Source organism: Niallia sp. Marseille-Q9988 (assembly GCF_976954375.1).
The window spans coordinates 217002-229760 of record NZ_CDRJSZ010000007.1 but is presented as its reverse complement, the minus strand read 5'-3'; the positions used below and the strand labels follow the sequence as shown (position 1 = coordinate 229760).

Below are 12759 nucleotides of genomic sequence, written 5' to 3'. Positions count from 1 at the left end.
CCGTTGATTCTCTATTTTATTTTAGGTTCCTTGTCGTTATAATAGGAATCCTGTTCTAAATACTTATCAATATAGGAATAAAACTTTTCCATCGTATCCTGTTCTTTTAGAATTTTTTGGAGTTTTAAAGGATCTTTAATAACCACTTTCTGCTTTTTTAAAAGCTGAATTAGCTCAGGAAAGAGACTTATATCTTCACTTTCCAAATATAAAATGGAATGGTCTTTTAAGTGGAGAATAATATTCAAATGCAAAGAGGATCCTAAAAGGTATAAGTAAACAGTTGGTACTCGTTGGACGTTAAACTCCACTGACATAATTTCTTTATATCGAACCGTTCGAATACTTTGTTTCTTCTTTTTTCTAAATAAACCACAGGGTGTAAAAAGAATTCCCAAATCACTAAAGCTTGTATAACATATTGGATAAAGCTTACTTGCATAATGTGGATATTTTTTGCCCAATACCTCTATAATGACTGGTAAGACTCTGTTCTTTCCATGGGATACAAACTCACTCCACTTCATTTTTAGCTCCCTCCTTACTTATTAACTGCTTTATTCAACTCCTTTTGCCATATACTCTCTGATAATCCGCTCTTTGTTTATTACTTTATGTCTATTCCATAGTAATGGAAAAATTGCCAAGTGATTTTTCTTACGGTCCAAGTATTGTATTTAATCTAGTATATTCATATTACATGAAATGGTCATAAATGATAATATTAATACCTATCAATTCGATATATGAACGCAATTTTCCTGTATTTTCTCTGAAAAAAATCAATTTTCTACAATCAATTTCGGTCTTTTAAGAAAAGTCATTCTTACTGCCAAATGGTGACATACAAGATAAATGCTTATGTCGTTGTATTATCAGAGGGAGCGGAAGGAAGACGGTAAAGTAATTGGCTCTCGGAGGAATTCATCTAAAACCTTCTGATGAATAATAATTTCTTACCTATTCAACAGGTTCCTTCCCATAGAAATAAAAACTAACCATTAACCGGAGGGTTCTATCCTCTTCCGCTAATGGTTAGTTGAAGCAATCGGATTAATACAGACAGATATCTCCTACTACTACTGAAGTTTAAAAGTGAGATACTAGTGAAAAAAAGCTAAGCGAACTGTCAGAAGGCTAGCCGTTTATCACTCCATCTTGTAGTATTTTTAACTCTTCTTCGATTAATCCTAAATCCAATCTTTCAAATAAAGGGGTGACATACAATATTTCGGATGGAAGTGTGTGTTGTAGCTTCCATTCTATTTTGTTAATACCAAGCATGTCTCTAATTCTCTGTGTAGAAAAAGGAACAAATGGTTCGAGAAGTTGGGCTAAATTTATAATAATATATGTACAATTAGCTAAAGTAATTTCTGCATCTTCCACCTTTCCCTTTATCTGTTCCCATGGTTTTTGCTTGTCAAAATAACGATTTCCATAACGAATGTAAGAAAAAATTTCTTCTAACGCTTTTTTTCCACTTCCCTTTTCAACCCATTCTCCTGACTTTTTATACACCTCTTCTGTAAACGCTATAATCCTTTTTGAAATCTGCTTTTCTGGAATCTTGCTATTCATCGCTTTCTGAATGAATTTTAATGTTCTATTTACAAAATTACCGTATGCTCCTAATAGTTCACTATTATGACTATAGATAAATTCCCGCCATGAGAAGTCTGTGTCTCTTGCTTCAGGAGCATTCATTGTTAAGAAATAACGAATGGAATCAGGATTATATTTTTGTAAAATATATGGAACCCATACAGCCCAATTTTGGCTGGTGGATAATTTCTTCTTTTCTAATGTTAAATACTCACTAGAAATGATATGTGTCGGTAAGGATTTTTTGCCCAGCCCAAGCAATATACTCGGCCAAATAACGGAGTGGAAGGGAATATTATCTTTTCCATGCACGTAATAAGAAATCGTCTCTTCCTTCCAATAATCTTCCACATTCATGCCTTCCTTTTTACATACTTCTATAGTAGCCGTTAAGTAGCCTGACACAGCTTCAATCCAAACATAAATTTTCTTCCCATCATAGCCTTCTAATGGAACATCAATTCCATTTGGTAAATCTCTTGTAACTGCTCTGTCAGGAAGTCCTTCCTCTAAGTAACGTTTTGTCAAAGAAAGAGCATTTTCACGCCAAAGCTGGTTTTCTTCAGCATGTTTTAAGTATGTCTCCATCTCTTGCTGAAACTTGCTAAAAGCAAAATAGAAATGCTCTGTTTTTTGAATGACTGGTGTTTCACCACAAATTTTACAGCGTTTGTCTTCTAACTCTAATGGATCTAATATACTAGAGCAGTAATCACATTGATCCCCTCTAGCTTTTTGTTTGCAGTGAGGACAAATGCCTTCTACTAAACGATCAGGTAAAAACTGGTTGTCTTTTTGACAATATGCCTGCTCAACTGTTTTTTTATATAAAAAATTATTCTTTAATAAAGTAAGAAATATCTCTTGAACTGATATGTGATGATGCCGTGCATCTGTTCTTGTATAAAAATCGAAAGTAAATCCTAACTGGGTAAAGCATTGATAAAATTCATTGTGGTAGCGATCGGCAATTTTCTCAACAGTTGTTTGCTCCTGTTGTGCTCGTATCGAGATTGGCGTTCCATTACAATCACTTCCTGAAACGTAAAGTACATTCTCTCCCTTTTGGCGAAAATATCGTGCCAAAATATCTCCTGGCAACAATGCCGCCACATGTCCTAAATGCAAGGATCCATTTGCATATGGCCAAGCTCCCCCGATAAATATTGTCATCATTTATTCCTCCTTCATTCATCTCTCCATTTTGTTTTGCTTATCTGAATTTCGATAACGCACACTCTTACTGCCTATAAAATCCTCCTATCATTTTAAAAACCATAAAAAAAACGCCCTAATCTAAAAAGATTAGGACGAGTTTACCCGTGGTACCACCTAGCTTTACAAATAATTTGCACTATTTGCCTCTAATCAGTACGTCTTTTTGAAAGAGATACTGCCGCTGTTGTAACGAGTGCCTGTCTCGTCGTAGTCTACTCACACATAGTTTTCGGTACGAAGCTCAAAGGTCATTTTCAATAAGGTTCATTTACTTCCTTTCCACCCTCGGAAGCTCTCTAAAAAAATTGCCTTATTTACTTTTCCTTATCTACGCCATCATTTTTATTAAGATTTATTGTAGATTTTTCTTCGTCAATTGTCAATATCTTTCGAAAAGTCCTTCAACTACAAAAGAAAACTTCCATTATCATAGGGGCCTTTATCCCCTCAGAAAAGCTTAGTGAACATTCGGAATCTGATCTTGCTCCCATATTCCTAAATAAGGGGTGAGAGTCGTATAAAAGTTTCTTAAAGGAAATACTAGTATTCTTCGAAACACTCAAATGATAGCGCCTACATAAACATGCAGGTCATTCGGAACTAGGATTGTTTCGTCCTTACTGTACTTTTCAAAAAGAAATTCTAGTTCACCAACAAATTCCTCGTAAAAAAAGTCATCTTCTTTTGGTGCATAGGAAGCAGACAGATTTCTGCCTATAAAATGTTCTTTATCCATTTTTAATGGATTGGAGACAGCATAATGCTCATAGCCATGCGTGAAAAATTGCTGTAAATCCAGGCGCTCAATATTAATTCCACCACTAACCCCCTGAAAATCAGGACAATATTTTTTCGATATTTTTGCCGTTTCCATATTTAAGCTACTCGTATGATCACGACTATTCCATATAAGCATGACAAGACCATTGTTCTTCAGAATTCGTTCGCACTCTTTTTTAAAGGCAATTGCATCAAACCAATGATATGCTTGAGCAACCGTAATTAAATCCACACTCTTATCAGCAAGCGCTGTTTTTTCAGCTGAACCGTTTACACATGTCACCTGTGTGAAATTTTCCATTCTTTCTTTTAGAATAGATCTCATATCGTCATTTGGCTCTATCGCTATAATATCTGTTCCAAAAGTAGCAACTAATTCTGTAAAAATCCCCGTACCAGCACCGATGTCAGCAATGACGAAATTATCTTTGGCACCAATATACTCTGTAAAAAGCTCAATAAAGAAACGTTTTGGATAACCTGGACGATAACGATCATATAATGTAGACTTCCCTGTAAATTTCGCTTCTGAATGCATATTATTCCCCCTATTCCACCCAATCTTTCCTTCTCCACCTATCTTTATCCTATAAGCACCATACTAAATAAATATTCCACAAAGAACATTACATTCCTTCTATATTTTTTTAAGAGAATGTCCCATAACTGTCTTTAAACAGTCAGGGACTAATTTCCAATTATCTTAAGCCTTTGCCACATAACTTGCAAGTGCTTTTTGCACGTCATATATGCTACTATCTTTTTTGAATTGTTTGGATATAGCTGGCAATTCTGCACCAGAAATCCAAATTTTTAATTCAGCATCTAAATCAAAGTGACCAGCAGTTTCGATACTAAACCGAGAGATGCTTTTATAAGGCACTGACAAATACTCGACTTTTTTACCAGTTAAACCTTGTTTATCAACGAGAATTAATCGTAAATCAGTAAATACAATTAAGTCTCGAATTAATTTATATGCAAGCTCTATCTGTTCATTTGATCCGATAATCTTATCTAATTCCTTTTCTAATTCTTTCACATCTGTTGAACTTGCATTTCCCATTAAACCATTTAAAAAACCCATAAAAATCTACCTCCATTTTTTAATGTATATACGAATTAACAGCTATAAAAGTTTCCTAATTTAACACTTTTCCATAAGATTGTAGTATTTATTGCGAAAAATACGAAACAACTTTATGTGATAAGCCATTGCTTTTTATTCTATTCTTATTTCCCTCCTTTTTTAATATACTTTGCAAAAAAAGTTCAAAATTGTTCTTGCATAACATTTACACCTGTAATAAAATTATTACATATGAAAAGTATAAATAACGGTGATCAATTACTCCTAGTACTTGAAGCATTGTCTAATCCGTATCGATTAAAAATTATTGCAATATTGCAAAAAGAACGAAAATACGTAAGTCTGTTAGCTCGAGAGCTTGGAATTAGTAGACCATTGTTATATTTACATCTTCAAAAATTAGAAAACGCAGAAATTGTTAAGGGACACCATGAAATTTCGAAAGATGGAAAAGCAATGAAATACTATGAATTGATTCCTTTTCATGTTCCTTTATCAGAAAAATTCATTACAGACTTGGCTAAAACCGTGTCGATAAAAAAAAGAAAGGAGTAGCATATTACATTTTAGGAGGTAACAAATGCAATTATTTAGTATGATCAATTTACTCATTTTTATTCTGCCTATAGTCTTGATCCTTGGGTTTCTATTCTATTTAGCTAGATATATGAAAAGAGCGGAAGCACGAGCAGATGAAAAGATTATTATAGAAAAAGAAAATATTGAAAATCAAAAAGAACAAATAAATGCTCTTAACAAAATCAAAGAAAGAATTGTCCACATTGAAAAAATCTTAGATGAGACAAATTAAAAGGAGAAATAATATGACTATAGCCATTATGGTTTTGCCAACTTTATTCCTTTATATTTTCATTCCTGTTTTACTTATATTTATCGTTGTTCGCTTTCTTAAACGGAAAGAGGCTAGAGCCATCGAAAGATTAAAGTTGGAAAGAAGCAGCCTATCTATTCATAAGCAGCAAATGACCATGATAAATGACCTAAATAACCATCTTAAATCCATTGAAAAAAAGCTAAAGGAAGTCGATTAATCAACTCCCTTTAGCTTTTTCCAATTATCACCATACATATCCATTCTCTTTCGTAAAAAAATAGTAATACTATCTGAAAGGAATGGAGATTTTTATGAAAAAACAAACGAATTTATTTATTCTTACGTTATCTGTCTTACATATACTTATTTTTACTATTCAACCAATACCTGCATCTGCGATTAAAACACCTAATGTGGTTATGACAAAACAATATAAAAATATCGAAAATCTCAAATATCCTACGCTAATAAGCGCACCAAATAACAAAGCTCAAAATCAAGTAAACAAAATTCTTTTACAGCATATCAAACATTCTTATAAGAGATATTTTAAATGGATGAAAGAAATGGAAAAAATGAAAACAGATCCAATTTGCAAAGAGTCACCATCTGTTTGTAAATTCGAATACATTACCAATTACAAGGTGAAATTCAACAGTAATAATAAACTTAGCATCATATTTAATGATTATCAATTTACTGGTGGTGCACATGGAAACACGGTTATTTCGTCATATAATTTTGATTTGAAATCAGGAAATCAATTGACATTAGATGACTTTCTCACATCAGAGCGAGAATATGAAAAGGTAACAAATTATGCATTAGCATATATGAAAAAACATCCTGAAATATTTTATTCAGATTCTACTGAATTTGCAGACTTTAAAGTAACAAATGAAACGAATTTCTTTTTATCTGACAAAGGAATAGTCCTAATATTCCAGCAATATGAAGTAGGTCCATACGTTTCTGGCAATCCATCCATATTGATTCCTACTTCCGTATTTCAATAATTTGAGTAGTAAAAATGGGAAGAACTTTGGTGGCCATTATTACTTTTACAGTATTGACCAACTCTCAGTTCCTCCCATTATTTCTATTTATTTTTTCTTTGTTTTTCTATTTCCGCTTTTAATCTGCCTTCTGGTGCAAAATCTGCCTCCCAATTCGGTGGCTTAATAATCTTGCCATCCCCTTCTCTGAAGCGTGGTTTGCCATCTTCAAATAATTTTCCCATATTCGCTTCTTGCACTATCTGAAAGAGAGGAAATGGCTCAACACCAGCAATGACAAAACTTCCTTGATTGAAATATTCAACATCTGTTAGTGCATCCATCTGTGCTACTAATTTATCATCGACTGGTTTCTTTTGGGTAAGTATTTTATCAGCAGCTTTATCTAATCCTTGTAAAAACTGTTTATATAATACTTGGAATTTCTGTTCATTTCCTTCAGCCGTAGCATATAGAAATTCAACTAATTCTTCTCCTGTCCAAACCGCTCGATTAACAGCTGTTTTTTCATCAATAGCAGTAGGTTCTTTTGCCACTTCATGTCCAAATGCTTCATGAAAATTTTTCACCATATGATACATCTTATTATTATCCATTACTACTCCTTTTCGAAATAAACGTAAATGTAATTAGAAAACTTCCATTAAATATGAATTTTCCCTTTAGTCCTCTCGCTGAAATTTATTATACTTCTCCTATTCTAATATGGAAGAGTTTAAAACACCTATCTTCCTCCATTTATGTAGTTATAGGCTTTTCCCGTTCGGTATGGACTAAAGACTATTGTAACATTTTGACTTTCTTTTTGTAGTACTTTCCTTTATTTTAGGAATAACGATGGAGTTAAAATAGGAAAAAAAGCCTTCCTAATCTTTCTTCTAATCTTTTATATAACACCACTGAAAGACTATTAAATCAAGCTTTTTCAAATAGTGTAAAATCATCAATTTACTACTGTTTAATAGCCTGTTATAATACTAGAGGGAAAGAGGTGTATAATCAATGGAGATATTCAGTATTCAAGAATTAGAAAAAGTAATACGTCATGTCGAAATTGAAGGACAAGGAGGAATTTTTCAAGAGGAAACTGGTAAGCAGCCAAAAGATTACCCGAAGGAATTCCTTGATCGTATCGTTAATTACATTACTGATATTCAACTAATAAAGAAAATCCAGAAATTAACGGATGATGAAGCATTACACTTATTTGTAAAATCTGTTTACGTAGTCTGTATTAAGGATTTACATAATTCGGACGATATTCAAGAAGAAGTTCTTGTACAAAAGGTTTTTTCTGATTATTTAAAAGAAACATCCATGGCATAATAGAAAATATAGCTAAATGATTTTGAAACATAACAAAGACTAGGATGCGTCTCACCCTAGTCTATTATTTTTGTTCATTTTGTTTTTTTGATTTTAAACGGTACATATTAAGATATATCATTTCTGTCGCATTTTTTTTGTATAAATTTTCATATTTTTTGTGTGCAGTTAAATTATCCTTCCAATTATGCATAAAGATTATCTTGTCTTTTAACTGGTGAAAAATGCTCATGATGTTCACACCTTCTTAAGTTGATAATCTACTTATACCACATCCATTTCCCATTTAAACTTAAAATTACTCCGTATTTATATATAAATGTGTCTCTAATTTTTTCATCAATTCCATCAGTTCCTACAAGCTGTTAGAAAGAAGTAGCACTTTAAAAATGAAGTTGTAAAATAAATCATTTCTTAATGCGAATAAATTTTTTCTTCTAACCGAATGAAATGATCCGAGTCTTTCGTGTAATTTCCTTTCAGGCTTGATAAAATCGCCGATTAAATTCAGCCCTTTTTACCAGTATTGTGTTAGGAGCTGAACGAATACACCACAATTTTCGACAAACTACTAGCCAATAGTTGTGCTTCGCTTCTAATTTGCGTAAAATAGGTAATTATTAATACATTTTATTTAAAGGACAGGAAGTTTATTATGACTAAATTTGGTTGGTTTTTATCGCTAATTGGTTTTTTCGCAATCTTAGGCAGTGTACTGTATCCACTTGATGTTATTAGCAAGCAAACAGTATTAATACTTCTTTTTGGAGGAGCTGGCACGATGTTTGTCGGTTCGATGATTAGAAATTTATCCTTGCTAAAAAAAATACCGAAATAAACACTATTCGGCAATTATAAGGAGTTTATTACAACATAATGAATTATGGTCAAAAAGGCTGTCTCCTTGATTAGAGGCAGCCATTTTCCGTAATGAAAGGAGGAAGAAAGATGGAAATAAGACAATTACATTACTTTGTAGAAGTAGTTAAGCAAAAAAATATGACAAAGGCATCAGAGAATCTTCATATATCACAGCCTGCACTTAGTAAAGCAATCAAAAGCCTAGAAGCAGAGATTGGCTTAACATTAATTCATCGGTCAAATAAAACACATGAGCTAACAGATGCGGGATCAGTCGTTTTTGAATATGGACAAAAAATCCTTGCACAAGTGGAAGAAATGTCATCCACACTCCATGATATGACCAATTTAACAAGAGGAAATATTAATATTGGGCTCCCGCCAATTATCGGAAGTTTATTTTTCCCGAAAATAATTGCCGCTTTTCATAAAGCATATCCTAACATCCAAATTAATATAAAGGAATACGGCGCTGCCAAAGTAGTTAAAAGTGTCGAAGAAGGCGAATTTGAAATGGGGGTTGCTGTGCTTCCTTTAGCGGATGAAGATTACCATGTGTTTCCACTTGTTAAGGAAGAATTAAAATTAATTGTCCCAGAATCGCACCGGTTTGCTAGTAGAAATAAAGTTCATATGAAGGAATTAAAAGAAGAAGAATTTATTTTCTACAGCGAAGAATTTGCTCTATATGAAATAATGAGGAAAAAATTCATTCAAGAAGGATTTGAACCAAATATTATTTTCAAAAGCTCCCAATGGGACTTTATGGTGGAAATTGTCGCTGCAAATCTAGGAATTTCCATACTACCGGAATCGATATGCAATCGAGCAAATAATAATCAAGTTCGGTTCATTGATTTAGAGCCTGTTACAAATTGGGAGCTCGTTATCATAACGAAAAAGGATCGCTATCTATCCGTTGCCAGCAGAAGATTTATCGACTTTGTCCTTGATAATGAATAATTATCCTTATATTCTTCAACTCTCTCGCTTTCGCTTTTCAATAACTTTTAGTTATATTAACTATAATAACTATGTATTTTACGAATAACGATTAGAAGCGTATGATATTCATATACCAAGGAGATGGAAGATATTATTCCATCAAATGAATAACAGAAGGTGAGCCCATTGAAGAATATATTGATAATCGCTGGTCAAATTTTATTCCTCCATGTTTTTCTTTTTATCGGCATGGGAATTAAATTGATCGTTTCTATACCAATTCCAGCTTCAATGATTGGATTAATTGTCCTTTTTATTGCATTAAAGCTTAAATTAGTGAAAATTGAATGGGTCGAAAAAGGCGCTGCTTGGCTGCTTGCAGAATTGTTGTTATTTTTTATTCCATCAGCTGTCGGCATTGTAAATTACAACGAAATTCTAAATGTTAAAGGAGTTGAAACAGTACTACTAATCGCGATAAGTACTTTTATCGTAATGGGGGCTACAGGTTTTACTGCTGAAAAAATTTATAATAGAAAGAGACGTTTTAGTAAATGAAAATTATCATAATCACCATTATAACCTATGTTCTTTATCGGATAGCTAAAGCCTGCTATAAAAAATGGAATATCCCATTATTTCATCCGTTGTTAATTACCCCCATATTGCTAATTGCGTTTATTAGTATCTTTCGTATTCCAGCAACGACTTATATGGAATCAGCACAACCATTAACACATTTATTAGGACCAGCAACAATTGCTTTCGCCGTTCCAATTTATAAAAACTTACATTTGTTAAAGAAATATTTTACGATTATTATGATTAGCGTTACAACAGGTACTTTGGTCGCGATTTTTTCTTCTTATTTATTATCCATTTTGATTCATTTAAACAATGACTTTATAATGAGTATCTTGCCGCGTTCCATCACTACACCTATTGCAATAGTCGTATCAGAGGAAATTGGTGGCCTGCCAACACTAACAACAATATTTGTGATTATCACAGGGGTTCTAGGAGGAATCATTGGGCCGTATACAATAAAATGGTTATCCCTTCACTCCCCGATAGCAAAAGGCTTAGCGCTTGGAATGGGAGCACATGGAGTCGGCACATCAAAAGCGATGGAATTTGGAGAACAAGAGGCAACCTTTTCTACACTTGCAATGATTTTAGCAGCGTGGATTACTGTTTTATGGGGAACTTCTTTGATCCCGTTAATGCTTAACTTTACTGCTTAAGAGTTCGCATGCACCAGTAACAGAATAAATAATGGCAGAAGAAATGTCTCTTTATTGGCATTTCTTCTTTTTTTTGCATTAAAAAATAGACAAAAAAAATAGGACTTCTCCAGATAAGATTAGACCATACAAGATTTCTCAATCGATTACTATCAATCGAATGAACAAATCTTGTGAGGTCAATCCTTTTGGAAAATTCCTCTTCTTTTTATTTCGAATAGATGCTATTATTATTAACTACTTGAAGTTCTCTAGTTGTTTTAACCATTTCACTTCCGCATATTGGGCACTTTGGTGTCTCACTGCTTTTAAAATTATCACGAATCCAGCACTTACAAGTTTCTGATGTACAATCCCAAACCATCACTTCTTCTTTAACAATTTCTTCATTATTTCTTCTTCCAAATCCCATTGCCAAATGAAGCACCTCCAGGAAGCTAATTTTTTGTTAAATGAACTATGTGATAAAGGTAGTTTGCGCATTCTATTTCATGCTTCTACCCACATCTCTTATTACTATATTCTTCACTTCACATAGAAAATTTAACGCCATAAAATAAAAAACACTTGTAAACAAGAGAAAACACAAGAAATAATCCCTAAACAAGTGCGTGAGAAATATAAATCTAAACTAAAAACTAATATTAAATATAACATAAATACTTATGAAAGTCAAACTTTTCATTATGCCATACTTCCTACCATTAATGCAAACATTATTTTAATAAAATGTCGAGTTATCTTTCTTTCCCAAATTCTGAAAGGATTTTGGATATTAAAAATTCTTTCAATTAGCTATTCCCTACTTAATATGATATTATTTTTGAGGTGACCAAATTATCAATTGTTTTATCGAAGAATTATTGGAGGTTTATTAAGTGAACATAAAAGAATATACCATTGAGGAAATAAAAGACCCAACTGGCATTCTTATCGGAAAACGTTACGAATTTTTCCTAACTGTTGAGTTCGATGAAGACGATGAATTAGCAGAAGAAGACCATCTGCAAATAAAAGTTCTTTTCTCAGTAGATGAGGGTGTCTCTCGCATTCTTAATTATCATTTTTATAATAGCTTAGAAAATAAATACTTAGATTATGGCTTAGAAGACGATGAACTGGAAGAAATAAAAACCTTTTGCAACATGCATTATTTGGAGGAAGAAATTTAAGGCAGAAAAGAGAAAAGAACGGAAGGAATGCACTCCTTCCGTTCTTTTCTCTTTTAGCTTAAACTTCAACAGTTTTTCCATCTTCTACAATATGATGCATTAAATGCGCCAGATAGTGGATAGGACCAAACTCTTCTTCATCCTCTTCCTCATCTTCTTCATATTGCAAATCATTTAAGTGCAATGCTACAAATTGATAGAAATCTTTTAGCTGAAAACTATAGCAAGCAGATGGATCCTCATTTTCTTCTTCATACTGAAGAACTAAATAAGATTCTTTTCCTGCCTCATCCACTGCATCAAAATAAATAAAAAAACCAATATTTGTATCTAATTCAAATAATTGTCTAGTACCTCCACTCGTAGCACGATTAAAATCGTCCTCACTTAGTTTTTGTACAACCATTTGATCGACTCCATCTTCTGCATGGAAACTCACCTTAAATTCTTTCATATTATGCACCTCTTTCTTTACTTTATTATTTTATACAATTACAGTGAAATTAGCAAAGAGTTGTCCTTTCTTATTACATAAGCTCTTTCCTTAAGTGAAACAAACGACCAGTGGCGTTCGTTTGTTTCACCCATCATTTCTTTCGAACAGTTGATTTCCCAGTGTTTCTTCTAAGACATTATCACAAAGCTTGCAGATGCGTGTCTTGCTCTC

18 protein-coding genes and 1 other annotated feature are annotated in these 12759 nt (G+C 32.9%); of the genes, 10 read left to right on the top strand and 8 right to left on the bottom strand.

Annotated elements, in window-relative coordinates; genetic code table 11:
* Nucleotides 1-11 precede the first annotated feature (11 nt).
* The 4 genes from ACWNMZ_RS14715 to ACWNMZ_RS14700 form a co-directional block, all read right to left on the bottom strand.
* Nucleotides 12-527, bottom strand: a complete 516-nt coding sequence (locus tag ACWNMZ_RS14715) for a hypothetical protein (RefSeq protein WP_048718878.1) — start codon at nt 525-527, stop codon at nt 12-14.
* 610 nt (nt 528-1137) lie between these two features.
* The gene (gene metG / locus ACWNMZ_RS14710) at nt 1138-2778 is read right to left on the bottom strand and encodes a methionine--tRNA ligase (protein ID WP_031535904.1); all 1641 of its coding nucleotides are present in this window, start codon (nt 2776-2778) and stop codon (nt 1138-1140) included.
* Nucleotides 2779-2908: 130 nt separating this feature from the next.
* Nucleotides 2909-3163 (bottom strand) — a binding site (T-box leader).
* Between the two features lie 219 nt (nt 3164-3382).
* On the bottom strand, nt 3383-4141 hold the full coding sequence (locus ACWNMZ_RS14705) for a class I SAM-dependent methyltransferase (RefSeq protein WP_251629441.1): 759 nt from the start codon (nt 4139-4141) through the stop codon (nt 3383-3385).
* Nucleotides 4142-4306: 165 nt separating this feature from the next.
* Nucleotides 4307-4690: a PH domain-containing protein gene (locus ACWNMZ_RS14700; protein WP_031535909.1), complete on the bottom strand. Its 384-nt coding sequence runs from the start codon at nt 4688-4690 to the stop codon at nt 4307-4309.
* 234 nt (nt 4691-4924) lie between these two features.
* Between ACWNMZ_RS14700 and ACWNMZ_RS14695 the strand changes: the two genes are divergently transcribed.
* The 4 genes from ACWNMZ_RS14695 (at nt 4925) to ACWNMZ_RS14680 (ending at nt 6544) form a co-directional block, all read left to right on the top strand.
* Nucleotides 4925-5248 carry an ArsR/SmtB family transcription factor gene (locus ACWNMZ_RS14695; RefSeq protein WP_031535911.1) on the top strand — a complete coding sequence of 108 codons (324 nt, stop codon included), beginning with the start codon at nt 4925-4927 and terminating at the stop codon, nt 5246-5248.
* 25 nt (nt 5249-5273) lie between these two features.
* Entirely contained in the window at nt 5274-5504 is a 231-nt protein-coding gene (locus ACWNMZ_RS14690; protein ID WP_031535913.1) for a hypothetical protein, read from the top strand.
* Between the two features lie 13 nt (nt 5505-5517).
* The gene (locus ACWNMZ_RS14685) at nt 5518-5745 is read left to right on the top strand and encodes a hypothetical protein (protein ID WP_031535915.1); all 228 of its coding nucleotides are present in this window, start codon (nt 5518-5520) and stop codon (nt 5743-5745) included.
* 94 nt (nt 5746-5839) lie between these two features.
* Nucleotides 5840-6544, top strand: coding sequence for a DUF3298 and DUF4163 domain-containing protein (locus tag ACWNMZ_RS14680; RefSeq protein WP_031535917.1), 705 nt, complete (start codon nt 5840-5842; stop codon nt 6542-6544).
* Between the two features lie 83 nt (nt 6545-6627).
* Here ACWNMZ_RS14680 and ACWNMZ_RS14675 read toward each other — a convergent pair whose 3' ends face one another.
* A complete protein-coding gene (locus tag ACWNMZ_RS14675; protein ID WP_031535919.1) occupies nt 6628-7140 on the bottom strand; it encodes a pyrophosphohydrolase domain-containing protein in 513 nt (170 codons plus the stop codon).
* A 406-nt stretch (nt 7141-7546) separates the two neighbouring features.
* Between ACWNMZ_RS14675 and ACWNMZ_RS14670 the strand changes: the two genes are divergently transcribed.
* The gene (locus tag ACWNMZ_RS14670; RefSeq protein ID WP_031535921.1) at nt 7547-7870 is read left to right on the top strand and encodes a hypothetical protein; all 324 of its coding nucleotides are present in this window, start codon (nt 7547-7549) and stop codon (nt 7868-7870) included.
* Between the two features lie 64 nt (nt 7871-7934).
* Here the strand turns inward: ACWNMZ_RS14670 and ACWNMZ_RS14665 are convergent, their stop codons facing one another.
* On the bottom strand, nt 7935-8102 hold the full coding sequence (locus tag ACWNMZ_RS14665) for a hypothetical protein (protein WP_449598667.1): 168 nt from the start codon (nt 8100-8102) through the stop codon (nt 7935-7937).
* A gap of 423 nt (nt 8103-8525) precedes the next feature.
* Here ACWNMZ_RS14665 and ACWNMZ_RS14660 point away from each other — a divergent pair, with 423 nt between their 5' ends.
* The 4 genes from ACWNMZ_RS14660 to ACWNMZ_RS14645 all read left to right on the top strand — a co-directional run bounded on the left by ACWNMZ_RS14660 (nt 8526) and on the right by ACWNMZ_RS14645 (nt 10920).
* The gene (locus ACWNMZ_RS14660; protein ID WP_031535923.1) at nt 8526-8708 is read left to right on the top strand and encodes a hypothetical protein; all 183 of its coding nucleotides are present in this window, start codon (nt 8526-8528) and stop codon (nt 8706-8708) included.
* A gap of 110 nt (nt 8709-8818) precedes the next feature.
* Nucleotides 8819-9694 (top strand): LysR family transcriptional regulator, encoded by an 876-nt coding sequence (locus ACWNMZ_RS14655; protein ID WP_031535924.1) that lies wholly within the window; start codon nt 8819-8821, stop codon nt 9692-9694.
* 168 nt (nt 9695-9862) lie between these two features.
* Nucleotides 9863-10234 carry a CidA/LrgA family protein gene (locus ACWNMZ_RS14650; RefSeq protein ID WP_031535925.1) on the top strand — a complete coding sequence of 124 codons (372 nt, stop codon included), beginning with the start codon at nt 9863-9865 and terminating at the stop codon, nt 10232-10234.
* The gene (locus tag ACWNMZ_RS14645) at nt 10231-10920 is read left to right on the top strand and encodes an LrgB family protein (RefSeq protein WP_031535926.1); all 690 of its coding nucleotides are present in this window, start codon (nt 10231-10233) and stop codon (nt 10918-10920) included. Before ACWNMZ_RS14650 ends, ACWNMZ_RS14645 begins: the two co-directional genes overlap by 4 nt.
* A 208-nt stretch (nt 10921-11128) precedes the next feature.
* Here ACWNMZ_RS14645 and ACWNMZ_RS14640 read toward each other — a convergent pair whose 3' ends face one another.
* Nucleotides 11129-11332 carry a cold-shock protein gene (locus tag ACWNMZ_RS14640; protein WP_031535927.1) on the bottom strand — a complete coding sequence of 68 codons (204 nt, stop codon included), beginning with the start codon at nt 11330-11332 and terminating at the stop codon, nt 11129-11131.
* Between the two features lie 466 nt (nt 11333-11798).
* On the opposite strand from ACWNMZ_RS14640, the gene ACWNMZ_RS14635 reads away from it, so the two are divergent.
* On the top strand, nt 11799-12092 hold the full coding sequence (locus ACWNMZ_RS14635; RefSeq protein WP_031535928.1) for a DUF6509 family protein: 294 nt from the start codon (nt 11799-11801) through the stop codon (nt 12090-12092).
* 58 nt (nt 12093-12150) lie between these two features.
* Here ACWNMZ_RS14635 and ACWNMZ_RS14630 read toward each other — a convergent pair whose 3' ends face one another.
* A complete protein-coding gene (locus ACWNMZ_RS14630; RefSeq protein ID WP_031535930.1) occupies nt 12151-12546 on the bottom strand; it encodes a hypothetical protein in 396 nt (131 codons plus the stop codon).
* Nucleotides 12547-12759 lie beyond the last annotated feature (213 nt).